This window comes from Paraburkholderia sp. BR14312 (genome assembly GCF_040948675.1).
Classification (GTDB): domain Bacteria; phylum Pseudomonadota; class Gammaproteobacteria; order Burkholderiales; family Burkholderiaceae; genus Paraburkholderia; species Paraburkholderia nodosa_A.
In genome coordinates this window covers 130188-154469 of the sequence record NZ_JBFPKI010000012.1, presented here as the reverse complement: position 1 = coordinate 154469, position 24282 = coordinate 130188, and the positions used below count along the sequence as shown (strand labels likewise).

Here is a 24282-nt window from a genome sequence, read left to right as displayed (position 1 = left end):
TGTCTTCCGCAGACCGAACGCTCGAAGCGCGCCCTACACTTCGAGCCATTCCTGGCGAACGCGCACATCGGCCTTCAACTGCTGCGGCGTCCCCTCGAACACGATCTGGCCGTGCCCCATGACGTACACGCGCTGCGAGATATCGAGCGCGATGGCCTGCTTCTGCTCGACGAGCAGCACCGAAATGCCGCGCGCCTTCAGCGTCTTCAGGTACTCGCCCACCTGCGCGACGACGAGTGGCGCGAGCCCTTCGGTCGGCTCGTCGATGATGATGAGGTCGGGGTCGCCCATGAGCGTGCGGCACAGCGTCAGCATCTGCTGCTCGCCGCCGGACAGCAGGCCCGCCGGCGTGTCCTCGCGCTCCTTCAGGCGCGGGAACATCCGGTACATGTCGTCGAACTGCCAGCGCGGCTTCTGGCGCGAACGGATGCGCTTTTCGCCGAGCATCAGGTTCTGCCGCACGGTGAGCGTCGGGAAGATATCGCGGTTCTCAGGCACGTAGCCGATGCCCCGGTGCGCAACCTCGAAGGTGCGCAGTCCGCGCACTTCCTCGCCGCGCAGCAGAATCTGCCCCTCGCACCGCACGAGCCCCATGATGGCTTTGGCGAGCGTCGAGCGGCCCACGCCGTTGCGTCCGAGCAAGGCGACGATCTCGCCCTCGCCCACCTGCATCTCGACGCCGTGCAGGATATGGCTCTTGCCGTAGTACGCATGCAGGTCGCGCACCTGAAGCATGGAATTCGCGGTCGCCATCAATGTGCACCTGCGGGTTCGTCCAGCGTGGTGCCCAGATAGGCTTCCTTCACGCGGCGGTTGTTACGGATGACTTGTGGCGTGTCCGTGGCGATCACCTCGCCGTACACGAGCACCGAGACGCGGTCGGCGAGGCCGAAGACGACGCTCATGTCGTGCTCGACCATCACCAGCGTCTTGCCGACGGTGACCCGGCGAATCAGCTCCACCGCATGATCCGACTCCGAGCGGCTCATGCCCGCCGTGGGTTCGTCGAGCAGGATGACTTTGGCGCCGCCCGCGATCGTGATGCCGATTTCGAGCGCGCGCTGCTCGGCGTAGGTCAGCAGTCCGGCAAGCGTGTCGTGGCGGCCCTGCAGGCCGATCAGCTCGAGCACTTCTTCGGCGCGCTCGCGCGCGTCGCGCAATTGCTCGAGCCGATGCCAGAACGAATACCGGTAGCCGAGCGACCACAACACGGAGCAGCGCACATTCTCGAACACCGAAAGGCGATGAAAAATGTTCGTCACCTGAAAGCTGCGCGAGAGCCCCATGCGGTTGATCTTGTACGGCGGCAGCCCGCCGATCTCGGCGCCGTTGAGTTTGACCGTGCCGGAACTCGGCGCCATGCGCCCCGAAATCAGGTTGAACGTGGTCGACTTGCCCGCGCCGTTGGGACCGATCAGCGCATGACGTTCGCCCTGCGCGATACTCAGGTCGACGCCGCGAATGATCTCCGTGCGCCCGAAATTCTTGCGCACGTCACGCAATTCCAGTGCGGCCGTCATGCGTTGCTCCCCGCGATTTCCCGTTGCACGCCCTCCCACGCGTCGCGCACCCGCGCGCCCGCGAGGCGTCCCGCCTGTGCGCCCACGGCCCACAGCACCGCGGCGACGGCCCAGGGCTTCCACGACGCCGCATCGAAGTTCAGGCCGAAGAACGCCATGGCCGTGCCGTTGTCGCTATCGATCTGCACCTTGTAGACGAGTTCGACCGTCAGCACGAGCGCCGCAAGCAGAATCATCCCGGCGCCCAGCGCCGCCGCATAGGACGGCAGCATGCGATTCAGCTTGCGAGCCGCAATGAGAGGGACCTGCTTCATCAGCAGGCTCGACACGCCGCCCGGCACGTACATGACCACCAGCACGAAGAAAAGGCCGAGGTACAGCAACCATGCCGGCGTGAGATTGGACAACGCGACCGCGAATAGCACGAACAAGATGGAACCGATGATCGGCCCGAAGAAGAACGCCCCGCCGCCGATGAACGTCGCGAGCAGCACGCCGCCGGACTGTGCGGCGCCGACATTCTCCGCCGTCACGATTTCGAAGTCGATCACCGAGAGGCCGCCCGCAATGCCCGCGAAGAACGCCGAGAGGACCATCACGAAAAAACGTACGCGCTGCGTGTTGTACCCGACGAATTCCGCACGCTCGGGGTTGTCGCGCACGGCGTTGGCGATACGGCCGAGCGGTGTCTGCGTCCACGCGTACATGGCGATCATCGACACGAGACACCACACCGCGATCAGGTAGTACACCTGGATCGCCGGGCCGTACGTGATGCCGAGCACCGCATGGCCAACCGTGCGATTGGTCGGCACCCCGCCTTCGCCGCCGAAAAAGCCGGGAAACATGAGCGAACTCGCCGCCACCATTTCGCCGATGCCGAGCGTGATCATCGCGAAGGTGGTGCCCGACTTGCGCGTGGTCACGTAGCCGAACAGCACGCCGAACAGCATGCCGCCGAGTCCGCCGACCAGCGGCAACATCGAAACGGGCAACGGGAAATGGTTCGCGCCGATCTGGTTGAGCACATGCGCCGCCACGAATGCGCCGAGCCCGGAGTACACCGCGTGCCCGAACGAGAGCATGCCGGTCTGCCCGAGCAACATGTTGTACGAGAGCGCGAAGATGATCATGATGCCCATCTGCGAGAGCAATGCGATCGCAAAGCCGCTGGAAAACACGAGCGGCAGCACCAGCATGATGAGCACCGTGGTGCCCCAGATGATCCAGCGCAGCGAATGCGCGGACTGCAGCCATCCGTGGCGTTGCATGGCCGAACCGGCGCCGGCCTGAATGAGCGGTTTCATCGGTCAGCCCTCCCGCTTGCCGAGCAACCCGCGCGGTCGCAGGATCATCATGAGCACCATGAGCAGATAAGGCAGAATCGGCGCGACCTGCGAGACCGGCATGCGCAACAGCGACGAGAGCGTCGTGCTGTCCGTGACCGTCACGCCGACGAGTGAGAACAGATCGGAGAGCGAGGCATCGATCGTGACGGCGAAGGTCTGCATGATGCCGATCAGCAGCGAGGCGATGAACGCGCCCGGCAGCGAGCCCATGCCACCCACCACGGCGATCACGAATACGATGGTGCCGACCGACTCGGCCATCGAAGGCGACGTGACGAACGCGTTGCCGCCGATCACGCCGGCGAGGCCCGCCAGCGCGGCGCCGCCGCCGAACACGAGCATGAACACGCGTTGCACGTTGTGCCCGAGCGCCTCGACCATATCCGGGTGCGTGAGCGACGCCTGAATGACGAGGCCGATGCGCGTGCGCGTCAGTACCAGATACAGCGCCACGAGCATGGCGATCGAGATGAGCATCATGAAGGCGCGATACTTCGGAAACTCCGACGTGTACACCTTGAACAGCGCCCCGTTCAGTTCAGGCGGAATGGCGTACGGCACCGCGGCCAGCCCCCAGACCAGCTTGACGCCCTCCACGATCAGATACGACAGGCCGAAGGTGAACAGCAATTCCGCCACATGCCCGTACTTGTGCACGGTGCGCAAGCCGAAACGCTCGACGAGTGCGCCGACACACGCCACGAGCACCGGCGCCGCCACGAGCGCCGGCCAGAAACCGATCTTGCTGGCAATGGTGTAGGCGAAGTAGGCCCCGAGCATGTAAAAGCTGGCGTGCGCGAAATTGAGCACGCCCATCATGCTGAAGATCAAGGTGAGGCCCGAGGAAAGCATGAACAGCAGCAGCCCGTAGCCGATGCCGTTCAACAGAGAGATGGTCAGGAATTCCACTGCCCGATGATCCTTGTGAAGTGTCGTAGCGAGAGCACGTTCAGCCCGGGCGCTTCATCTGGCAAGTGGTCGGCTGCGTTGCCGCGGTCGGCCCGAGCTGGACGTCGGTGCGCCAGCCATAGCCGGTGTTCTCCTGGTCGTACTTTACCGTTTTGCCGTCCGCCTTGGTCCATGTCGCGATCACGAGCGATTGCTGCGCCTGGTGATCGGCGGCGCGCATCGCGACCGGACCGTTCATGCCGTCGACCGTCATGCCCTCCATGGCCTTGGCCACCTTGACGGGATCGGTCGACTTTGTCGCGTTGATCGCCTTGCTCAGCATTTCGATGCCGGCATAGGCCGTCGCCAGGTAATAGTCGTCGTTGTACTTCTTCTTGTAGCCCTCGATGATCTGCCCAACCACCGGCGGATTGTTCGCCGTGTTCGGGCCGAACACGCCCACGTACTTCACGTGGTCGGCGCCGGACGCGCCCATGGCGGTCGGCACGCCGGTCGTGCCCGCGTAGTAGGTATAGAAGTTGGCCGTCACGCCCGCGTCCTTGCTCGCCTTCACGAGCAATGCGAGGTCGCTGCCCCAGTTGCCCGTGATCACCGTGTCGGCGCCGGACGCCTTGATCTTGGTAGCGTAAGGCGAGAAGTCCTTCACGCGCGCGAGCGGATGAAAATCGTCGCCGACGATCACGATATCCGGGCGCTTGCTCTTCAGGTCCTCGCGCGCCACGCGCGAGACGTCGTGGCCAAACGAGTAGTCCTGATCGATGAGGTAGACCTTCTTGATGTCCTTGTCGCGCGCGAGGAACGTGGTGAGCGCATCCATCTTCATGTCGGCGTTGGCGTCGAAGCGGAAGTGCCAATAGTCGCACTTCGCGTTGGTCATGGCCGGGTCCACCGCCGCGTAGTTCAGGTAGACGATTTCCTTGCCCGGATTGCGCGAGTTGTACTTGGCGACCGCATCCTCCAGCGCGAGGCCCACCGACGAGCCGTTGCCCTGCACGATATAGCGGATGCCCTGGTCGGCGGCCTGGTTGAGCAGGGTCAGGCTCTCCTGCGGCGAGAGCTTGTTGTCGAATCCGACCACCTCGAACTTCGTGCCGTTTGCCCAGTTGTGCTCGTTGGCGTATTCGGCCGTGTATTGCCAGCTATGCAGCTGATTCGTTCCGAGCGACGCCATCAAGCCTGACAGCGGATCGATGAAGGCAATCTTGACCGTTTGCGCTTGCGCGGCCCCCGCTAACAACGCCGACGATACCACCGCACCAACCAGCAACGAGCGCAACATCCTCATGGACTGTCTCCTTTGTTTGGGCATTGCTTATCGAGCGTGAATTTTCTGTCCGACCGTGCGATTTTTCGCTATATCACCACATTCCAGACGCTAATGACAGCACTCCAGGGAAATCGCTGACGCGAGCCGGCATAGCGAGTCATTGCGACTGGCTTACGGTTAGCCTGGGTCCGTTGGCGATCGCTCAAGCGCGCGTTCGGGACTTCAGGCCCGGCGCAACCGGGGCTTGCCGCCCGCCATCCGCCGCGCAGGCTCGAGAGAAGGCGAGCGCTCGGTCAGCGCCGGCGCAGCATGATCGTCGTCGAGCTTTGCGCCCTTGAATTGCTGTCGATAGGCCACGGGCGTCAACGCTTTCGTGGCCTTGAACTGCCGGTTGAAATTCGCGGCGTTGGGAAACCCCGAGCGGGTGGCGATCACCGAGATGGGCATCTGCGTGTCGGTCAACAGCCGGCAGGCATGGCCGATTCGCACCCGCGCGATGTACTGCCCCACGCTTTCGCCCGTGTGCTGCACGAAATGCCTCGTCAGCGTGCGTTCAGAGAGACCCGCGGCTTTGGCGAGCGTCGACAGCCGCAAGGGTTGCGCGAACTGCGTTTCGATCAGCGCAAGCACCCGGTTCAGCTGCTCGGGCTCGTAGCCCGACGACGCGCCAACGCGGCCTTCGAACGCGCTGGGCGTCGCCAGCTGGGTGGCAGGCACGTCGGTCAGCCAGACGAGGATCTCCAGCACGGCAGCCAGACGCCCGCGCGGGTCCGCAGACAAAAGACGGTCCAGATAGCCGCGCATCTGCGCGCCGGCGCCTTCTTCGAAGACCAGTCCGCAGGCCGCGCGGCGCAGCAGGTTGCGCAGGTTCGCGTATTCCGGGCAAACGTCGGCGAGGCGCTGCACCCAGCCGCCTTCGAACCAGATGACGATGGCAACCTGCGAGTCCGCCGGGTCGATCGAGCGATTGGACGACCAGGTGTGCGGCATGTCCGGCGGGACCAGGACGAGATCGTCGGCGCCATAAACGGTGACCGAGTCGCCGATATAGCGCTTGCCCTGGCTGTTCATCGTCAGCGTGAGTTCGTATTCCGGGTGGTGATGCCACTCGAACGGAATGCGCGGCAAGCGCCGGTGGTAAACCCGCACCGAACAGCGGCTACCAAAGTCGACGTGCTCGTACGCTGCTTTCATGGCCGAATCTACAAAAACATTGACTTGATAATATCACCGGCCAAGGCTGCGCCGGCGTACGCTCGCATCATTCGAAATCACCAGGATGGAGACAACGACATGGCTTTGCATATCGACGACCTGCCCGCGGCTATCCGCAAGGCCAAGCAGGAATTGCGGGAAATGCTGCCCAACTATCAGGCCGTGTTCGCCGAGGTCGAATCGGCCATGCACGAAGAGGCGCATCGCATCGCCCAGCTTCGCGACCGGGGTGAGCCGGTCATCCCCGAAATCGCGTTCGCGGACATCGTCGGCAACCGCGTGAGCGCGGAGCAGATCGCGCACGTAAAAGCGCGCGGCGCGTGCGTCATCCGCAAGGTCTTCGACCGCTCGCTCGTGGAGCGGTGGGACAACGACATTGCCGACTACGTCGCGCGCAACGATCTCGACCGCAAGCTGCTGCATCGCGCCGAAGACAAATACTTCGGCCAGTTGGCCTCGAGCAAGCCGCAGATCTACGGCGTCTACTGGTCGAAGCCGCAAGTGCTGGCGCGCCAGTCGCCGGAGCTCACGCAGGCGCGCGTGTTCCTGAACCGGCTGTGGCGTACCGAGAGCGAAGGCCGCGTGCATTTCGACCCGGATCACGTGCCGGTTTATGCAGACCGGCTGCGCCGCCGGCCGCCCGGCTCCGGGTCGCTGGGACTTTCCGCGCACTGCGACGGCGGCTCAGTCGAGCGCTGGATCGAAGCGAACTTCCGCAAGGTCTACCGCCACGTGTTCACCGGAAACTGGCGCGACTATGACGCGTTCGATGCGGCGTGGCGCACCGCGGTCGAGGAGATTCCGTCACCCGCTGTTTGCTCGATGTTCCGTACGTTTCAGGGCTGGACGGCGCTCACGCAGCAGGGCCCCGGCGACGGCACGCTGCAACTCGTGCCCATCGCGAACGCGATGGTCTACATCCTGCTGCGCGCCCTGCAGGACGACATCCCCGACGACGACCTGTGCGGCGCGATGCCGGGCCGTGCGCTCTCGATCAAGCCGGAGTATCATGCGCCGCTTTTCCACGCGCTTTCTTCGATTCCCTTGATGCAACCGGGCGACACCGTGTTCTGGCATAGCGACGTGATTCATGCCGTGGAGGACGCGCACCGCGGCAAGGGCTACAGCAACGTGATGTACATCGCTTCGGCGCCGTCCTGCGCCAAGAACGACGCGTATCTCGCGCGGCAGCTACCGAACTTCCTCGAAGGCAAGAGCCCGCCGGATTTCCCGACGGATCACTTCGAAGTCGATTTCGTCGGGCGTGCAACGGTGGCAGACCTGACGCCGCTCGGACGCGCGCAGATCGGGCTGAAGCCCTGACCATGCGTCATTCGGTCTTGTTCAGCGCATTGCGTACCGCAACGGCAAGCTCGTCGTATCGATAGGGCTTGCTGATGAGCGCGACACCTTCGTCGAGCTTGCCGTCGTGGAAAATCACGTCGCGCGTATAGCCGGAGGCAAACAGGACTTCGGCGTAATACGGCGGCCCGCTCGCGATACGAGCCAATTCGCTGCTTCGCACCGTGCCCGGCGTCACGACATCCGTGAACAGCAGGTCGAAGCGCTGGCCGCTCTGGATCAGCTTGAGCGCACTTTCGCCGTCTTGCGCGGAGACCACCTTGTAGCCGAGCTGGGCCAGCATTTCGATCGCGGCAATGCGAACGTCGGCATCGTCTTCGACGACGAGAATCGTCTCGCCGCCTCGCTCCTGTCTCGCAACGGTCGGCTTGTAAGCGTCGTATTCCGCTTCCAGGCTTCGCGGGAAATAGAGGTTGACGGTCGTGCCCTGGCCTTCTTCGCTTTCGATGAAGACGTGGCCGGAACTCTGCGCCACGAATCCGTGCACCATGCTCAAGCCCAGTCCCGTTCCCTGGCCCTCGGCCTTCGTGGTGAAGAACGGCTCGAACACGCGCGCTTTCACGTGGTCGGGCATACCGCTTCCCGAGTCGGAGACTTGCAGGCGTACATATTCGCCCGCCGGGACGCCATCGCGCAGCGCCAGTTCGTCGTTGCCCGCATCGATGTTCGCGAGACAAACGCAGATGCGTCCGGGTCCGTCGATCGCATCGCGCGAGTTGATGACCAGATTCAACAGCGCACTTTCCAGCTGGCTTCGGTCGGCGCAGATATTCCAGCTTTCCTGCGCAGGCACGATGGCGAGTTCGATCGTCTCCGGCAACGTACGGTGAAGCATCTCGGCGATGCCTTCGACCAGCCGGAAGGGATTCAGAACGGCCGGCGCGAGCGGTTGTCTGCGTGCAAAGGCCAGCAGTTGCGCGGCGAGTTTCGCGCCGCGCGACACAGCGTTGCTGACCGCCGCCACGCGCCGCTCGAGCGCGGCGTTGCCGCGCGTCGAAAGCTCGATGAGCTGCAGATTGGCGGAGATGACCTGCAGGACGTTGTTGAAGTCGTGCGCCACGCCGCCCGTGAGACTGCCGATCGCTTCCAGCTTTTGCGCCTGACGCAGCCGTTCCTCCATTGCCACGCGCGCCCCCACTTCCTCGGCGACGCGCTGCTCGAGTGTCTGGGTCAGTTGCAGCAGCGCGTCTTCGGCCACCTTGCGCTGCCTCTCCGCCAGGATTTTCGCGGTCGTTTCGAACACGATGGCAATGACGCCGGCCGGCCGCTCGTCATCTTCGAAAACCGGGCTGTAGCTCAGGTCCATCCAGACGTCTTCGGCGTGCCCCTCGCGATACAGCACGAGCTGCTTGTCCTGGAAGGCCAGCGTTCCGCCGGCGAGGCACGTATCGACGACATTGCGGTTGAACGCCGCCACCTCCGGCCAGCCGGTTTCGACCGGTTTGCCGAGCAGGAACGGATGCCGGCTGCCCGCGAAAACCGCGTAGGCGTCATTATAGACCATCGTGCCTTCGTGTCCCCAAAGCATGACGAGCGGAGATGGCGAGGCGAGGAGCATATTGATCGCGGCGACGAGGCTCGCCGACCACGTTTCGCGAGGGCCGAGCGCCGTGTCGCTCCAGTCGAATGCGGCGATGCGCTCGGCCATTTCGCCCGGCCAGCGGGTCGAGGGGCGCGCGATCGGCGGTGGAACTTCCTTGTTCATGACGCGACTCGGCTCCCAGGAGACGCTGGTGGAGATCGGAACTGCGAGGCTCGTGGAAATTCGAGGCTGCGCACGAGTCAGACGCTGCGCGCAATTATTGTTCCGGCTCCCGAGGGGAGCCTGGACCGCCACAAAGGGTAGCCGGCGCCAAAGCGGCAGTCGGTCAGAGCGGCGTCACAGGCAGGCCAGCAAGTCTTCGAGCCGCACCGGTTTCGTCAGACATTTTTCGAAACCGGCTGCCGCCGCCCTGGCCGTGATATCCGGGTCGACGTGTCCCGATAGCAGAACGTACCGGGTATGTGACAGAGCGGGGTTGAGCCGAAGCTGCCCCACCAGTTCGCCGCCGCTCATGTCGGGAAGCTTCCAGTCCACGAGAGCGAGCTCGGGAAGGAACGACCCGGCAACGAGCAGGGCCTCTTGTCCATCGGCGGCGCATCGGGCTTGATGACCTTCGAACTCGACGAGCGCCGCGAGCGCATCTGCGACGTCGCGGTTGTCATCGACCAGCAAGATTCGTTTTGGCATCGGGCACAAAAAAATGGCAGGAGAGTGAGCGCGACACAGGCAGAACCCGCACCGCGGTTCGCCTTCGAGTGTACCCGGATTCCGCCTTTGACAAACGCCCGCGCCATCGCACGCCAGGGTCGAAGTCCCGCATGCTCCATCACGCGAATTTCCTCGTTGTACTGAACAATGTGCTTTGCCCAGCGACAATGCGGCAAGTGCTTAACTCGTTGTTACCAATCTCGCAGCGCCGTTGCACCTGTGTCAGAGGGGGGCGCCTAGACTCGGAGCCGTGCTCATCAAAAACGCACGCAGCGTGCGAAGGAGTGGCGATATGAAGAGGACGATTCTCGGCCTGGTCCTGGGCGCAACGGCGTTGGCGGCTTCTACCGCTGCATTGGCCCACGTGGATGTGGCCGTGGGCGTTGGCGTGCCAGGCGCGGCCTATGCGGCGGCTCCCGTCCAGACCGACTGGCGGGGCGACGACGACTGGCGCGCGCGGCGTTGGCGGGAACACGAATGGCGCGAGCATGAACGTCGTGAGCACGAATGGCGCGAGCGGCAGTGGCGCGAACGCGAATGGCACGACCGCGACCGTTGGAACTACTGACGCCGGTCAGCGCAGGGCGTCCAGAAGCGCCTGAATGGGATGGCGCAGCTGGCGCCCGCGCAAGCGCTTCACCTGGCAGCGGCACGAATAACCCGTCGCGAGCAGTTCTTGCGCGCCCTGCGTCGCCGTCGATGCCGCATCGACATGCCGCGCCCACGATTGCTCGAAGATCGTTTCCGAGGTCGCGCGATTGCGCGCCTCGTGGCCGTAGGTGCCCGACAAGCCGCAGCAGCCGCTGGCCGGCGTCGCGAGCGCGAGGCCGGCCGCCGCGAAGACGTCTTTCCATAGGAGCGTAGCGGCGCTCGCGTTGGTGCGCTCAGTGCAATGCGGCAGCAGTCTGAACGAGCCGGACGCGCGCGGCGTCGTTGCACGCGTGCGCAATGCGCCGATCAGCCATTCCTGCGGCAACTGAACGTCGGGCACGGTTTCGATGCCTTCCACCTTGCGGTACTCCTGGCGGTACACGAGCGTCATCGCCGGATCGATGCCCACCAGCGGCACACCCGATCTGGCAAGCGCGGTCAGTTGCGCCGCATTGCGCTGCGCTGCCCGGCGAAACTGCGGCAGAAACCCCTGCACGTGCAGCGGCTTGCCGTTCGGCAGATAAGGCGCGACGAAGACCTTGAACCCGAGCCGCGCGGCGAGTTCCAGAAGCGCGGCGGCGACCGGCGTTTCAAAGTAGCGCGTGAACGCGTCCTGCACCACGATCACGCTGCGCTGGCGCTCGGCAACGGCGAGCTGCGAGAGGCGTTCGGGCGTTGCGATCTCCGCTCCCGAGCCGTGCAGAGCGGCACGCCATGACACCGGGCTCAACAACGGGCTATCGACAAGGCCAAGACAGCGCGCAAGCAACGACTTGACGGGACCCGCGCCCATCACCGCGTTGTAGACGGGTCTCGCTCCAGGCACCGCCGCTACGCGCGGCACCGTGAATTCGAGCGCGCCGATCAAATAGTCGCGCAGCGGCCGCAAATAGCGCGTGTGATACAGCTCCAGAAAGCGGGCGCGGAACTCGGGCACGCTCACTTTCACAGGGCACTGCCCCGCGCATGACTTGCACGAGAGGCAACCCGCCATGGCGTCATACACCTCATGCGAGAAGTCTTGTTCGCCCTGGCGTTTGCGCAGGCTATTGATCATGCGCACCGGCAACGCCGCCGCGGTTGGCACAGCCGTGAGATCCGCTCCGGCATCCTGTTGCCGACGCAGCCATTCACGCATCAGCGAAGCCCGGCCCTTTGGCGAATGCACGCGCTCGCGTGTGGCTTTCCACGACGGACACATGGCGTCGTTCGGGTCGAAGTTGTAGCAGGCGCCGTTACCGTTGCAGTGAACGGCGTCGGCATTGGCCTGCCAGACGCGCTCGTCTATGCGCCGGTCCAGTTCGCCGCGCAGCGTCGTCGCGTCGATCTTCAACAGCGCCGCACTCGCCCCCGCCGGCGTGGCGATCTTGCCGGGATTGAGCTGATTGTGCGTATCGAATGCCGCCTTGAGACGCTGCAGAGCAGGATACAAAGGCCCGAAATACTCCGGCACGTACTCCGAGCGCACGCCCTTGCCATGCTCGCCCCACAGCAGGCCGCCATACTTCATCGTCAAGGCGGTCACCGCATCCGAAATGGGGCGCACGAGTGCGGCCTCGTCGGGATTGCGCATGTCGAGTGCAGGGCGCACATGGAGCACGCCGGCATCGACGTGGCCGAACATGCCGTAACGCAAATCAAAACCGTCTAGCAGTGCCCGAAACTCCGCAATATAGTCGGCGAGATTTTCGGGCGGCACGGCCGTGTCTTCCACGAAGGGCTGCGGGCGGCTCGCGCCGCGGGCGTTGCCCAGCAGGCCCACCGCACGCTTGCGCATCGTATAGACGCGCTGGATCGTCGCCTCGCCCTCGGCGATCGTATGTCCCAGGCGCTTGACGCTCGCGTCGGCGCCCAGGTGCTCGGCGAACGCGGCCACGCGCGCGCGCAATTCGTCCACATCGTCGCCGCTGAATTCGACCATGTTGATACCGCTCGCCCCGCCTTCGACGCCTTCGTCGTCGGGGAAGAATTCGGCCACGCTTTGCCAGACGCTATCTTCGCGCGCCAGCCGCAGCACCGTGGAGTCCACGGTTTCGATCGAGAGCGGACGATGGGCCATCAACGCGCGTGCGTCGCGCAGGGCGTCCATGAAACTCTCGTAGCGGATATTGACGAGCGCGGCGTGCGTCGGAACCGGCAGCACGTTCAGCGTCGCCTCGACGATAAAGCCGAGCGTGCCCTCCGAGCCGCACAGCACGCTATTGATGTCGAAGCGCTCTTCGCCGTCACGCAAATGGGCGAGGTCGTAACCCGTCAGGCAGCGGTTCAGCTTGGGAAAGCGCTCGCGTATCAGGTCAGCTTCGCGCTCGCTGATGTCTCGCGCGGTGCGGAACACTTCGCCGACCTTGTCTTTGCGCGCACAGAGCGCCACGAGCGTGGCCTCATCGACCGGCGCGCTCGACAGGCGCTCACCGCCGACCAGGACCGTTTCCAGCGCGAGCACGTGGTCGCGCGTTTTCCCATAGGTGCAGCTGCCCTGCCCGCTCGCGTCCGTGCTGATCATGCCGCCGATGGTCGCGCGGTTCGACGTCGACAGTTCCGGCGCGAAAAAGAGTCCGTGCCGTTTCAGTTCGGCATTGAGCTGATCCTTGACGATACCCGCTTCCACTCTGGCCGTGCGCGCAACCGGATCGATGTCGAGGATCCGGTTCATATGGCGCGACATATCGACCACGATGCCTTCGGTCAGCGACTGCCCGTTCGTGCCCGTGCCGCCGCCGCGCGCCGCGACCGCCACGCCGCGAAACGCCTCGCGTCCGAGCAGGCTCGCGAGGCGTGCGACGTCATCCGCGTGGCGCGGAAACACCGCCGCTTGCGGATAGCGCTGATAGATCGAATTGTCCGTGGCCAGCACCGTGCGCGTCGCGTGAGTCGCATCCACCTCGCCTTCGAAACCCGACCTCTCCAATTCATGCAAAAATTGACGGATCAGCGGATGGTTGAATTCGCCGATGGGAAGCGGGGCAATTGTCATATCGTTCTCGAAGTCTCGCCTGGGGCGCACTATTCCCTTTCTGGCAGGGATTGTCGCGCCCCGCCCGGCACCGGGCAAACGTATATTCGTTGGGTTGATCATGAGGTTTATGAATGAATTTCCGCAAGCTCACGCCGTCCATGTCGCTGCTGCTCGCGTTCGAGGCATCCGCGCGACATGAGAGCTTCACGCGTGCCGCCGAGGAGCTGTCGCTCACGCAGAGCGCCGTGAGCCGCCAGGTTCAGGCGCTCGAAGCGATGCTCGATCTCGCGCTCTTCACGCGCGAGGGCAAGCGCATCATCCCGACGGACATCGGCCGCGCCTATATGGCCGAGATCTCGCACGCGCTCACGCTGATCCGCAGCGCGACGCTGCAGGCGCTCACCTCGAACGCGCCAAAAACGCAGTTGCGCGTGGCGACCCTGCCGACATTCGGCGCCAAGTGGCTGCTGCCGCGCCTGCACCGCTTCTATCAGGCGCACCCCGATCTGCAGATCGACCTCGACTCGCGCATCGAGGCCGCCGATTTTTCGACCCAGGACCTCGACGCTGCCATCGTGGTGGGCGACGGCCGCTGGCCTGGGGTGACGGCACACCGGCTCTACGCAGAAGAGCTGGTGCTGGTCGGCAACCTTGCCGCGTTGCCCCTCGCGCGAAAACCGAGGCGCAGGGCCGCCGCGCCAACCATCGAATCCCTCGAAGGACTCACGCTGCTGCGCGTGCGCAGCTTTCCCGACGCATGGCGCGAATGGTGCGCGCATTTCGGTTTGCCTCACGACGCGCTGCGGCCGGGCCCGAGTTTCGAACTGACCTCGCATTTGATCCAGGCAGTCGTGGCCGGTATCGGCGTGGGCCTTGTGCCGCGCATGCTGGTGGAAGACGAATTGAAGGAAACCCGGCTTTTCAGCCCATTCGAAGCGGTGCCGAGCTCACGCTCGTATTACCTCGTCTACCCAGAGCGTGCTCAGCGCCACCCCGTGCTGGTGGCGTTTCGCGAATGGCTGCTGGAGGAGCTTTCCGGGCAGTCGTGACGTCAAGGTTGCATCGGGGCCGCTGCATACGCGTGCCGATGCTGCTGGGCGGACGCTCGGCCGGGCGCACCGCCGACGTTTTCAACGCGCAAGTGTATGAGTTCAGCGACCGGCCTTCACCGCCGGCACGCCCGCGACCAGCGCCGCGCCGCTCGCTACCAGCAACGCCGCGAGCAGATACAGCGCGTTATCCATGCTGCCCGTATGCGTCTTGATGAGCCCGATTGCCCACGGGCTCACGATGCCGCTCGTAATGCCGATACTGCTGATGAGCGCGATGCCCGCGGCGGCGGCCTTGCCCGTGAGATACGCCGAAGGTACCGCCCAGAAGATCGGCAATGCGGCGAAGATCAGCACCGCTGCGATCGAAAGAATCGCCATCATCGCGGCGAAGCTCGCGAGGTGCAGCGTGAGCAGCGCCAAGGCAATGCCGCCGCCTACTGTGCACGCCGCGAAGTGCCAGCGCCGTTCGCCATGCCGGTCCGAGCGGCGCGCGATCCCCATGAGGCCCACCGCGCCCACCGCATTCGGAATGACGGTGTAGAGGCTGATCGCCAGCACGTCATGCACCCCGAAGTCGCGAATCATGAGCGGCATCCAGAAGTTCAGCGTGAGCGACGCACAGGTCAGCGAGAAATAGATGAACGCGAACAGATAGACGCGCGGGTTGCGCAGCGCCGCCCCGAACGAACGCGTGGAATGCGCGTGATCGCCGTCGCCGTCGCGTTGCGCGAGGAGGTGGGCCTTTTCTGCATCGGTCAGCCAGCGCGCCTTCTCAGGCCCGTCCACGAGCCAGAACGCAGCCATGAGGCCGAGCAGCACGGCCGGCAGCCCTTCGATCAGGAACATCCAGCGCCAGCCGGCAAGGCCCGCCACGCCGGCCATGTCGCGCATGATCCAGCCCGAGATGAGGCCGCCCAGCACGCCCGCCACCGCCACGCCCGCGAAGAAGATCGAGAACACGGCCGCGCGGCGCCGCGCCGGATACCAGTACGTGAGATAGAGCACGATGCCGGGAAAGAAGCCCGCCTCGAATACCCCCAGCAAAAAGCGCAGCGCATAGAACTGCGTGGGGCTCGACACGAACATCATGCTGGTGGAGGCAATGCCCCATAGCAGCATGATGCGCATGAACGTGCGACGCGCGCCGAAGCGCGCAAGCAGCATGTTGCTCGGCACTTCGCACAGCACGTAGCCCACGTAGAACACGGCGGCGCCGAGGCCGTACATCGCGTCGCTGAAGCCGAGATCGTGCTTCATCTGCAACTGCGCGAAGCCGATGTTGATGCGGTCGAGGAACGAGACGACGTAGCAAACGAACAGGAACGGAATGACGCGCGCGGAGACCTTGCGATAGAGCGCGTCTTCTTGCTGCGAGGAATGCTGCGCGGACGTAGCGTACGCGCGCGCGGCTTCGGACCGCCGGTCCGGGGCAATCGATTGGGGCATCTGCCTGTCTCCAAACATGACTCCGGTTCACCTGGGCGGGCCCGGGTAGACCGTCGATGCGCGGCGTCTTGCGCGCCTTGCGCGGCTCGCCCGGACACGTGGTTCGCGAATTTCCAGGCAGTGACGCCGATCATAGGTGGGGCAGGTTTAATTTGTCAATGGCGAATCGGTTCGTTTTACGCTAATGCGGGTTTGTCTTTACATGACACGGTTGATGGCGCATCGGCTCACGCTTTCGTCACACAAAAGCCGGTTCGAAACGCAATGTGCGCGCGCCAATAAAAAAGCGGCACACCGCGAGGTGTGCCGCTTCGTTACCGTGAGGGCTTTTGTGTCTTAGTGCTTCAGGAAATCGATCACCATGCGGTTGAAGGCTTCCGCATGCTCCCATTGCGCCCAGTGGCCGCACCGATTGAACACGTGCAGTTGCGCGTTCTGCATGCCCGCGAGCAAACGCAAGCCGATGTCCATCGGCACGAAACGGTCGTCGCGGCCCCAGATCACGAGCGTGGGCGCGGCGATTTCGCCAAGGCGCGGGCCGTAGTCGCTGAACTGCTTCGGGAAGGCCGCGAGGCTCTTTGCGAAGTTTTCCAGGTGGTCGCGGCGCGCGAGCATGTTGTCGAGGCGCGTTTGCATCAGCTCGTCGGTGAGCGCGCTCGCGTCGTACACGAACACGTTCATCATGCGCTTGAGGTTCTCGATCGTCGGATCGCGATAGAGACCTTGCAGCAGCTTGATGCCTTCGGTGGGCATCGGCATGAAGCTGCTCGGGCCGCCGGTGCCGCCGCCCATCAGCACGAGCTTGCCCACGCGTTGCGGGTTCGCCAGTGCGAACGCAACGGCGCTATGGCCGCCCATCGAATTGCCGAGAATATGCACGCGCTCGATGTCGAGCACGTCGAGCAGGCCCTTGAGCACGCGGCCGTTCAGGTCCGAGCGCGAGCTCGTGCAGACGATCGGGTCGCTCTTGCTCCAGCCCGGGCAGTCCATCAGGATCACGCGGTAGCCGGCCGCGACGAGCGGTTCGACGTTGCGGTTGAAGTTGGCCCAGCCGCTCGCGCCCGGACCCGAGCCGTGCAGCATCACGACGGTTTCGGCGCCAGCGCCTGCGTCGTTGTAGTGAATCTGGAACTCGACCTCGCCGTCCTTCACGCGCGCGAACCTGCTCGTCGAGGCTTCGGTGATTGCTTGTGCCGTATCCGTCATGATGACCATCCTTTAAAACGTATTTACCCATGCGGAAGAAGGCGCATGCCTTCTTCCCTTCACATTCATGCGCCCTGTGCGCCCAACGCGCTGCGCTGCCTGAAAGCACCCACCACGCTGAGCGCGCCAAGCGCCGCGATCACGACGAGCGGAATGCTCGAGCCCACCAGCATCGACGGGCTCTGGCCGAGTGCAAACAGCTGACCCGCCACGAGCGGCCCGAGAATCGACCCCAGACGCCCCACGGCCACTGCCGCGCCCACACCCGTGCCGCGCACTTCAGTGGGGTACGCATGGCCCGCGAGTGCGTACAGCACCGACTGGCCGCCCACGATAAAGAAGCCGCACAGCAGGCCGCCTACGGCCGTCGAGCTTGCGCCGCCCGCGCTTGCGAGCACCGTGAGCGCCACCACGATGCCGATGTACATGCCGATCACCGTGCCGCGGCGGCCGAAGCGATCCATGATCGTTGCGATCGCAACGGCGCCGATGCCACCGCCGATGTTGAACAGCATCAACACGAGATTCGACTGCACGCGCGTGAGGCCGCGTGCGAGCACCATCGAGGGCAGCCAGTTCATCAGGAAGTACAGCACGATCAAGGTGCCGAGGTAGCTGATCCACAGCGCGATGGTGGTACGCGCGCGGCCTTCTTGCCAGAGCGCTTGGGACACGCTCGGCGCGCCTTCCTGCACGACCTTCGAAGCCTGCGCGGCGACGAACTGCTGCGACTCGCGCAGGAACAGGCCAAGCAGCGGCACCATCACGATCGGGCCGAGACCGCCAACATAGAACACGTGGCGCCAGCTTGCGTCGCCCGTGCCGAGCATGCCGATGACGGCGGCAATCGCCGCGCCGAACGGCATGCCGCAGTACATCGCGCCCACTGCCGTGCTGCGCTGCCGCTCGCCCGCTGCCTCCGAGCACAGCGCGATCAGGTTCGGCATGGCCGCACCGAGACCGAGACCCGTGAGCAGACGCGCGACGAGCAGGCTTTCGAAATTCCACACCATGGTCGTGGCGAGCGAGAAGAGCCCGAACAGCGCCACCGACCACATGAGCACGCGCTTGCGGCCAAAGCGGTCGGCAAGCCGCCCGCCCAGCGCCGCGCCCGGCAGCAGGCCGATCGCGCCCGCGCTGAACGCCCAGCCCATTTGCGCGACGGCGAGATGAAACTCTTTCGCCATGCGCGGCCCTGCTACGCCCGCCGATTGCAGGTCCAACCCTTCGAGCAGCGCAATCGCCAGACACAGGGCGATGGTTGCCTTGCTGCTCGTTCCACTTCCTCCAGCACTACTGTTTCGCGACGTCATAAAAAGTCTCCATAGGTATATGCGAGCCACTCTTTCCGGCGGCTATAAGTGGCAACGCCGCGCACCACCCGAAGGCGATGCGCGGCGTGCTTGATCAGGACTGCAATGCTTGCTGGCGCTTCTTCAGATCGAGCGCCACGTCGACGATCATGTCTTCCTGGCCGCCCACCATCCGGCGCTTGCCCAGTTCGACGAGAATATCCACCGTCTTCAGGTCGTACTTCTTCGCGGCCACTTCCGAGTGGCGCAGGAAGCTCGAATACACGCCTGCATAACCGAGCGCGAGCGTTTCGCGGTCCACGCGAACCGGGCGGTCCTGCAGCGGGCGCACGATGTCGTCGGCGGCGTCCATCAGCGTGTAGAGGTCGGTGCCGTGGTTCCAGCCCATGCGTTCCGCAGCGCCAATGAACACTTCGAGCGGCGCGTTGCCTGCACCTGCGCCCATGCCCGCGAGCGAGGCATCGACGCGGTCGCAGCCTTCCTCCACCGCCACGATCGAGTTCGCCACGCCCAGCGAGAGATTGTGGTGCGCGTGCATGCCCGTCTGCGTTTCGGGTTTGAGCACGGCCTTCACTGCGCGGAAACGGTCTCGCACGTCGTTCATCGTGAGTGCGCCGCCCGAATCCACCACGTAGATGCAGGTCGCGCCGTAGCTTTCCATCTTCTTCGCTTCGATAGCTAGGTTCTCGGGCGTGGTCATGTGGCTCATCATCAGGAAGCCCACCGTGTCCATGCCCAGTTCGCGTGCGTATTCGATGTGCTGCTTCGAAATGTCGGCTTCCGTGCAGTGCGTGGCGATACGCACCACGCGCGCTCCCGCGTTGTACGCGGCCTTCAGGTCGTGAATCGTGCCGATGCCGGGCAGCAGCAGCGTGGCGATCTGCGCGTGCGTGACGACGTCGGCCACGGCTTCGATCCATTCCAGGTCGCTGTGCGCGCCGAAGCCGTAGTTGAAGCTGGAGCCTTGCAGGCCGTCGCCGTGCGCGACTTCGATGCTGTCCACTTTCGCCTTGTCCAGCGCGCGGGCGATGTCCTGCACGTTCTGGATCGAGTACTGATGGCGGATGGCGTGGCTGCCGTCGCGCAGCGTCACGTCGGAGATATAGAGTTTCTTGCTCATGGTCTTATCCCTCCACGCTCAGAAGCGTCTGCGCCATGCGTTCGGCGGTGGCGAGCGCGGCGGAAGTCATGATGTCTAGATTGCCTGCGTATGCGGGCAGATAATGCGCGGCGCCTTCCACTTCGAGGAACACCGAGGTCTTCAGACCGCTGAACTTGCCAAGGCCCGGAATATTCAGGGGCGCGTTCGCGGGAATCTCGTCGAACTGCACCTTCTGCTTCAGGCGATAGCCCGGCACGTAGGCGTGCACCTTCGCGGCCATCTCCTCGATGGACTGCTCGACCTTCTCGCGGTCGGCCGCCTCAGAAAGCGTATAAACCGTGTCGCGCATCATGACGGGCGGCTCGGCCGGATTCAGCACGATGATGGCCTTGCCCTTCGCCGCGCCCCCAACCACTTCGATCGCCTTCGACGTCGTCTCGGTGAATTCGTCGATGTTGGCCCGCGTGCCGGGGCCCGCCGACTTGCTGCTGATCGACGCCACGATCTCCGCGTAGTGGACCTTCGCGACGCGCGAGACCGCCGCGACCATCGGAATCGTGGCCTGGCCGCCGCACGTCACCATGTTGACGTTGGGCGCTTCGATATGCGCGTCGATGTTCACGACCGGCACGCAGTACGGGCCGATTGCGGCGGGCGTGAGGTCGATCACGCGGATCGACGGCTTGAGCGTGCGCAGCAGCGCGTCGTTCTTCACATGCGCGCCGGCGGAAGTCGCATCGAACACGAAGTCGATGTCGTTGAACACCGGCAGGCGCGTAAGGCCTTCGACACCTTCATGCGTGGTCGCGACGCCAAGCCGCGCGGCGCGCGCGAGACCATCGGAGTTCGGGTCGATGCCGACCATCGCCGCCATCTCCAGATGCTTGCTGTTGCGCATGATCTTGATCATCAGATCCGTGCCTATGTTGCCGGAGCCGATGATCGCAACCTTGAGTTTTTCGGAAGCCATATGAATTCCTGTATCAGGCGGAAAAAGTCGCGCGAACGCTGCCGAGGTCTTCGATCTGCGCGGTGTACGTGCCGGGTTCCTTCACGGCGACCATGGGTCCGAGTGCACCCGTAAGCACCACGTCGCCCGCACGCAGCGGCGTGCCGAGCTGCACCATGCGGTCGGCGAGCCACACGGCGGCGTTGAGCGGGTTGCCGAGACAGGCGGCGCCGTTGCCGCGCGAGAGCACTTCGCCGTCGCGCGAGAGTTCCATCGCGCACCCTGTCAAGTCGATCTGCGAGAGCGGCACCGGGCGGCTGCCCACCACGAAGCGCGCGCTCGAGGCGTTGTCGGCCACCGTATCGACGAAGCGGATGTCCCAGTTCTGGATGCGGCTGTCCACCACCTCGATGGCTGCGAGCGCATAGGCGCTGGCGCGCAGGATATCGACGAAGGTGTGCTTTTCGAACGTGAGGTCGTGCTCCAGCACGAGCGCGATTTCCGCTTCCACCTTCGGCTGGATCAGTTGCGAGAGCGGCATCGCTTGCGCGTCGCCGCAAGCCATCGACGCGAACAGGGCGCCGAAGTCAGGCTGATCGACACCGAGCTGCTTTTGCACCGCAAGCGACGTGAGACCGATCTTGCGGCCCACGATGCGCTCGCCGGTCGCCACGCGCAGATCGACGTTGGCTTGCTGGACAGCGTAGGCGGTGGCGATATCGTCCAGGGCGATCTCGCCGCGCACCGGCTCGATCACCTTGCGCGAGGCTTCGGCTTCGTAGAGGCGCGCGGCAAGCGCCGCGACGAGTTTCGGTTCTGACATGTTGATTCTCCGGAGTCCGTACTGTCCTATCAAGCCGCGTCGGGCGTGGCATGCATGGTGGCGAAACCCGCAATCCACTCGGGAATTTCGCGGTAGTAGTCGAGCGAAGCGCGATACGGGCCGTAAGCGGCCAGCACGCCGAATGCCGCGACCCACGTGCGAATCTCGTGCGCCGACTTGCCGCCGTCACGCGTGATAGCCGCGTTCGTCATGCCGTCCACGGAAGTCAACTCGCCCGATGCAAGGCGCGCGAGGAACGCGCGGTCCCATTCGGGATTGAGCGGATGAAGATGGCTGTCGCCCGCCGTGAACGATTTCGCCGCGGCCACGGTGCGCGCCTGACGTGCCGCGCGCGAATCCGCCGAGGGATTGCGGCCCGCGATCAAACGTTCGGCCACTTCCGGTGTCGCGCCGAACAGCTCCGGCACCGGCGGCTCGTGAGAAATGCCGCCCGAGCCCACGACGAGCACGCGCGTGTCGCTTCGCGAGAAGAAGCGGCCAATCGCGTCGCCGAGCAGTCGTGCGCGGCGCAGCGTCGCCATGGGCGGCGCCACGGAGTTGATGAACACCGGAATCACCGGATAACGGTCGAGAGCGCCCGTGAGCACTTCCAGCGCCTGCGCGCAGCCGTGATCGACCTGCATGCGGTACGAGAGCGCCACGTCGATATCGGCGGCGAGCACGCTTTCGGCGAGCTTGTGCGCAAGCGCTTCGGGCACCGGCAGCGTACCGGCCATGCTCTTGAAGTCGCCGATCGCATCCGCGCGCGCGCCGATGCAGAACGGCGGCATCACGTCGTAGAAGAAACCGTTGAAGTGATCCGGTGCGAACGCAACGATCACGTCCGGGTTGAAGGCTTCCACGCGTTCGCGCGCGGCGCGGCCGACCCGTTCGACTTCCGCCACCACGTCAGGCAGCGGATCGAAATAGCCATGCAACGGCGTATGCGACAGACATTCGAGGTGAATCGGCATGCTCATGCTCCTGCTGTGCGCGCAACGGCCACGCCGCGCACGGGACGGTTTTGCGGGGCAGCGGCGCTCGCCGCATGCAAGGCGGCTTCGGCCATGCCGAGCTTGCCCGCGAGTTCGACGATCGCGTCCGAGACCTGTTGCGGCGTGCAGACGGCCGCGACGAAGCGGTCCGGGCGCAGCAGCACGACGGATTCGGGCAGACGGCTGAACCACTCTTTCAGGCGGCCCTGCACGTCGCCGAGCGCGAGCACGCCCTCGGGCACGTCGTCGGCGTATTCGAGCTGCACGTCGGGCTTCGCGAAGATGAAGCGGGCGCCCAGGCGCTCCCACAATGCGCGGGCTTGCGGCGTGAGGCCGAAGGTCGGGTCCGCGCCCCAGGCCAGCACGGCGAAGCCGTTGCCGATCGCGTCGTCGAGGCGCACCACGCGGCCATCGGCAAGACGCACGCGCGGCTGGATGAACATGCGGCCCACGGGCGACGCCGCGAGCGGATCGCGGCCATACGCGAGGCGGCCGATCAGCGAGTCGCGCTTCTGACTCATCAGGCCGAGCAGGCGGCCCGGCGCCGAGTTGCCCGAGCGCTCCAGCAGGCTGGCGAACCAGCCGCCCGTCTTTTGCGGCGGCGGCAGCAGCACGATGCCCGCTTCGTAGCGCGGCATCGGCTTGAAGCGCATTTCCACGAAGTAACGCTTCACCGAAGGGAACACATTCATGTAGCGCACGAACGTGTCGCGAAAGCGCGCGCCAAAGCGCGTGGTGGGGGCGAAGATATCGCCCGCCACTTCGGAGAGGTGGATCATCGAGCGCGCGTGGGCGCGACGCTCCACCGTATAGCTGTCGAGCAGGCGCCCATCAGCCTGGCCCTTCGCGACCATCGCGAGCTTCCAGCCCAGGTTGTTCGCGTCGCGAATGCCGCTGTTGTAACCTTGGCCCTGCCACACCGGCATGATGTGCGCCGCGTCGCCCGCGAGCAGCACGCGGTCCACGCGGAACGTTTCGGCGAGACGCGCGTTGTGCGTGTACACACGCTTGCGGATGTAGTCGACCTTGTCGGGGTCCGCCACCACCTTGCGGATCAGCGCGGCCATGTTCTCGGGCTTCGAGAGTTCTTCTTCCGTCTCGCCCGGCATCACCATGAATTCGAAGCGGCGAATGCCGTGCGGCAGCGCAGCCGACACATACGGGCGCTGATGATCGCAATGCATATAGATATGCGGCGAGCCGATGGGGTCGTTGCGCACGTCCACCACGATCCATTGATTCGGCTTCGTCCGGCCTTCGAAAGGCACGTTCAGCGCGCGACGCACGAAGCTGTTGCCGCCGTCCGCGCCCACCAGGTACGCTGCGCGGATCGTGCGGCGCTCGCCGTTCGCGTCGCTCACGTCGATCGTCACGCCCTGCGTGTCCTGCTCGAATGCGTTGACCGTGTGGCCGAACAACACATCCACGTGCTCGAAGCGCGCGAGCCCTTCATACAGCACGCGATCGGCGAGCGGCTGAATGAACGCGTTGCGGCGCGGCCAGCCGAATTCGTCGGTGCGCGGCTCGATCGAGGCGAAGCAATGGCCGTCTTTCGTGACGAAGCGCATCCAGTGGTCGGGCGTGGTATGCGGCAGCAGCGCATCGGCAAGACCAATGGACTGGAACACGCGCAATGCTTCGTCATCCAGACCAATGGCGCGCGGGTAGTCGATGATCTGGTCGAGCTTCTCGACGAGCGTGACACGCACGCCTTGCAGGCCGAGAATATTGGCGATCATGAGGCCGACCGGACCCGCGCCGATGATGGCGACGTCGGTGGCAATCTGGCGAGGGCGGACGGTATCCGCCTCGTGGGCGAGGGGGGTGTTCATGTGTCTCCTTCTCGCGCGGCTTATGGAGCCGCTGCGGATGCTGACAGGTGGTGCCTGAAAACGGATCACCCGGGTGGACGTTCT

20 protein-coding genes are annotated in these 24282 nt (G+C 64.8%); 3 read left to right on the top strand and 17 right to left on the bottom strand.

Annotation, left to right across the window (positions count from 1 at the left end):
- Positions 1-33: 33 nt before the first annotated feature.
- The 6 genes from AB3X98_RS30380 to AB3X98_RS30355 all read right to left on the bottom strand — a co-directional run bounded on the left by AB3X98_RS30380 (position 34) and on the right by AB3X98_RS30355 (position 6239).
- Positions 34-753, bottom strand: coding sequence for an ABC transporter ATP-binding protein (locus AB3X98_RS30380; protein WP_069261455.1), 720 nt, complete (start codon positions 751-753; stop codon positions 34-36).
- Positions 753-1520, bottom strand: a complete 768-nt coding sequence (locus tag AB3X98_RS30375) for an ABC transporter ATP-binding protein (RefSeq protein ID WP_368604963.1) — start codon at positions 1518-1520, stop codon at positions 753-755. Before AB3X98_RS30375 ends, AB3X98_RS30380 begins: the two co-directional genes overlap by 1 nt.
- Positions 1517-2791 (bottom strand): branched-chain amino acid ABC transporter permease, encoded by a 1275-nt coding sequence (locus AB3X98_RS30370; RefSeq protein WP_368605010.1) that lies wholly within the window; start codon positions 2789-2791, stop codon positions 1517-1519. Before AB3X98_RS30370 ends, AB3X98_RS30375 begins: the two co-directional genes overlap by 4 nt.
- Before the next feature lie 39 nt (positions 2792-2830).
- A complete protein-coding gene (locus AB3X98_RS30365; protein WP_368604964.1) occupies positions 2831-3778 on the bottom strand; it encodes a branched-chain amino acid ABC transporter permease in 948 nt (315 codons plus the stop codon).
- 40 nt (positions 3779-3818) lie between these two features.
- The gene (locus AB3X98_RS30360) at positions 3819-5063 is read right to left on the bottom strand and encodes a branched-chain amino acid ABC transporter substrate-binding protein (RefSeq protein ID WP_342946916.1); all 1245 of its coding nucleotides are present in this window, start codon (positions 5061-5063) and stop codon (positions 3819-3821) included.
- A 204-nt stretch (positions 5064-5267) separates the two neighbouring features.
- A complete protein-coding gene (locus AB3X98_RS30355) occupies positions 5268-6239 on the bottom strand; it encodes an AraC family transcriptional regulator (RefSeq protein WP_069261459.1) in 972 nt (323 codons plus the stop codon).
- Positions 6240-6338: 99 nt separating this feature from the next.
- Here AB3X98_RS30355 and AB3X98_RS30350 point away from each other — a divergent pair, with 99 nt between their 5' ends.
- Entirely contained in the window at positions 6339-7583 is a 1245-nt protein-coding gene (locus AB3X98_RS30350; protein ID WP_368604965.1) for a DUF1479 domain-containing protein, read from the top strand.
- A gap of 7 nt (positions 7584-7590) precedes the next feature.
- On the opposite strand, the gene AB3X98_RS30345 is transcribed toward AB3X98_RS30350, so the two are convergent.
- Entirely contained in the window at positions 7591-9327 is a 1737-nt protein-coding gene (locus tag AB3X98_RS30345) for an ATP-binding protein (protein ID WP_368604966.1), read from the bottom strand.
- Between the two features lie 174 nt (positions 9328-9501).
- Positions 9502-9837, bottom strand: coding sequence for a response regulator (locus AB3X98_RS30340; RefSeq protein WP_069261462.1), 336 nt, complete (start codon positions 9835-9837; stop codon positions 9502-9504).
- A gap of 328 nt (positions 9838-10165) precedes the next feature.
- On the opposite strand from AB3X98_RS30340, the gene AB3X98_RS30335 reads away from it, so the two are divergent.
- On the top strand, positions 10166-10441 hold the full coding sequence (locus AB3X98_RS30335) for a hypothetical protein (RefSeq protein WP_069261463.1): 276 nt from the start codon (positions 10166-10168) through the stop codon (positions 10439-10441).
- Between the two features lie 6 nt (positions 10442-10447).
- On the opposite strand, the gene AB3X98_RS30330 is transcribed toward AB3X98_RS30335, so the two are convergent.
- The gene (locus AB3X98_RS30330; RefSeq protein ID WP_368604967.1) at positions 10448-13498 is read right to left on the bottom strand and encodes an FAD-binding and (Fe-S)-binding domain-containing protein; all 3051 of its coding nucleotides are present in this window, start codon (positions 13496-13498) and stop codon (positions 10448-10450) included.
- Positions 13499-13611: 113 nt separating this feature from the next.
- Between AB3X98_RS30330 and AB3X98_RS30325 the strand changes: the two genes are divergently transcribed.
- A complete protein-coding gene (locus AB3X98_RS30325; protein WP_368604968.1) occupies positions 13612-14529 on the top strand; it encodes a LysR substrate-binding domain-containing protein in 918 nt (305 codons plus the stop codon).
- Positions 14530-14631: 102 nt separating this feature from the next.
- On the opposite strand, the gene AB3X98_RS30320 is transcribed toward AB3X98_RS30325, so the two are convergent.
- The 8 genes from AB3X98_RS30320 to AB3X98_RS30285 form a co-directional block, all read right to left on the bottom strand.
- Positions 14632-15978, bottom strand: a complete 1347-nt coding sequence (locus AB3X98_RS30320) for an MFS transporter (RefSeq protein WP_368604969.1) — start codon at positions 15976-15978, stop codon at positions 14632-14634.
- Positions 15979-16314: 336 nt separating this feature from the next.
- Positions 16315-17184, bottom strand: a complete 870-nt coding sequence (locus AB3X98_RS30315) for an alpha/beta fold hydrolase (protein ID WP_368604970.1) — start codon at positions 17182-17184, stop codon at positions 16315-16317.
- A gap of 65 nt (positions 17185-17249) precedes the next feature.
- Positions 17250-18497 carry a 3-(3-hydroxy-phenyl)propionate transporter MhpT gene (mhpT, locus tag AB3X98_RS30310; RefSeq protein WP_368604971.1) on the bottom strand — a complete coding sequence of 416 codons (1248 nt, stop codon included), beginning with the start codon at positions 18495-18497 and terminating at the stop codon, positions 17250-17252.
- Between the two features lie 94 nt (positions 18498-18591).
- The gene (gene dmpG / locus AB3X98_RS30305) at positions 18592-19617 is read right to left on the bottom strand and encodes a 4-hydroxy-2-oxovalerate aldolase (RefSeq protein WP_368604972.1); all 1026 of its coding nucleotides are present in this window, start codon (positions 19615-19617) and stop codon (positions 18592-18594) included.
- A 4-nt stretch (positions 19618-19621) separates the two neighbouring features.
- A complete protein-coding gene (locus AB3X98_RS30300; protein ID WP_368604973.1) occupies positions 19622-20569 on the bottom strand; it encodes an acetaldehyde dehydrogenase (acetylating) in 948 nt (315 codons plus the stop codon).
- 13 nt (positions 20570-20582) lie between these two features.
- Positions 20583-21371 carry a 2-keto-4-pentenoate hydratase gene (locus AB3X98_RS30295; protein ID WP_368604974.1) on the bottom strand — a complete coding sequence of 263 codons (789 nt, stop codon included), beginning with the start codon at positions 21369-21371 and terminating at the stop codon, positions 20583-20585.
- Between the two features lie 29 nt (positions 21372-21400).
- Positions 21401-22345, bottom strand: coding sequence for a 3-carboxyethylcatechol 2,3-dioxygenase (locus AB3X98_RS30290; protein ID WP_069261470.1), 945 nt, complete (start codon positions 22343-22345; stop codon positions 21401-21403).
- A gap of 2 nt (positions 22346-22347) precedes the next feature.
- Positions 22348-24198, bottom strand: a complete 1851-nt coding sequence (locus AB3X98_RS30285; protein WP_368604975.1) for a bifunctional 3-(3-hydroxy-phenyl)propionate/3-hydroxycinnamic acid hydroxylase — start codon at positions 24196-24198, stop codon at positions 22348-22350.
- Between the last annotated feature and the right edge of the window lie 84 nt (positions 24199-24282).

Bases quoted from the DNA above. Each gene is read 5' to 3' on its own strand.
- AB3X98_RS30380 (WP_069261455.1), bottom strand. From the start codon at position 753: ATGGCGACCGCGAATTCCATGCTTCAGGTGCGCGACCTGCATGCGTAC.
- AB3X98_RS30375 (WP_368604963.1), bottom strand. From the start codon at position 1,520: ATGACGGCCGCACTGGAATTGCGTGACGTGCGCAAGAATTTCGGGCGC.
- AB3X98_RS30370 (WP_368605010.1), bottom strand. From the start codon at position 2,791: ATGCAACGCCACGGATGGCTGCAGTCCGCGCATTCGCTGCGCTGGATC.
- AB3X98_RS30360 (WP_342946916.1), bottom strand. From the start codon at position 5,063: ATGAGGATGTTGCGCTCGTTGCTGGTTGGTGCGGTGGTATCGTCGGCG.
- AB3X98_RS30355 (WP_069261459.1), bottom strand. From the start codon at position 6,239: ATGAAAGCAGCGTACGAGCACGTCGACTTTGGTAGCCGCTGTTCGGTG.
- AB3X98_RS30350 (WP_368604965.1), top strand. From the start codon at position 6,339: ATGGCTTTGCATATCGACGACCTGCCCGCGGCTATCCGCAAGGCCAAG.
- AB3X98_RS30345 (WP_368604966.1), bottom strand. From the start codon at position 9,327: ATGAACAAGGAAGTTCCACCGCCGATCGCGCGCCCCTCGACCCGCTGG.
- AB3X98_RS30335 (WP_069261463.1), top strand. From the start codon at position 10,166: ATGAAGAGGACGATTCTCGGCCTGGTCCTGGGCGCAACGGCGTTGGCG.
- AB3X98_RS30330 (WP_368604967.1), bottom strand. From the start codon at position 13,498: ATGACAATTGCCCCGCTTCCCATCGGCGAATTCAACCATCCGCTGATC.
- AB3X98_RS30325 (WP_368604968.1), top strand. From the start codon at position 13,612: ATGAATTTCCGCAAGCTCACGCCGTCCATGTCGCTGCTGCTCGCGTTC.
- AB3X98_RS30320 (WP_368604969.1), bottom strand. From the start codon at position 15,978: ATGCCCCAATCGATTGCCCCGGACCGGCGGTCCGAAGCCGCGCGCGCG.
- AB3X98_RS30315 (WP_368604970.1), bottom strand. From the start codon at position 17,184: ATGACGGATACGGCACAAGCAATCACCGAAGCCTCGACGAGCAGGTTC.
- mhpT (WP_368604971.1), bottom strand. From the start codon at position 18,497: ATGACGTCGCGAAACAGTAGTGCTGGAGGAAGTGGAACGAGCAGCAAG.
- dmpG (WP_368604972.1), bottom strand. From the start codon at position 19,617: ATGAGCAAGAAACTCTATATCTCCGACGTGACGCTGCGCGACGGCAGC.
- AB3X98_RS30300 (WP_368604973.1), bottom strand. From the start codon at position 20,569: ATGGCTTCCGAAAAACTCAAGGTTGCGATCATCGGCTCCGGCAACATA.
- AB3X98_RS30295 (WP_368604974.1), bottom strand. From the start codon at position 21,371: ATGTCAGAACCGAAACTCGTCGCGGCGCTTGCCGCGCGCCTCTACGAA.
- AB3X98_RS30290 (WP_069261470.1), bottom strand. From the start codon at position 22,345: ATGCCGATTCACCTCGAATGTCTGTCGCATACGCCGTTGCATGGCTAT.
- AB3X98_RS30285 (WP_368604975.1), bottom strand. From the start codon at position 24,198: ATGAACACCCCCCTCGCCCACGAGGCGGATACCGTCCGCCCTCGCCAG.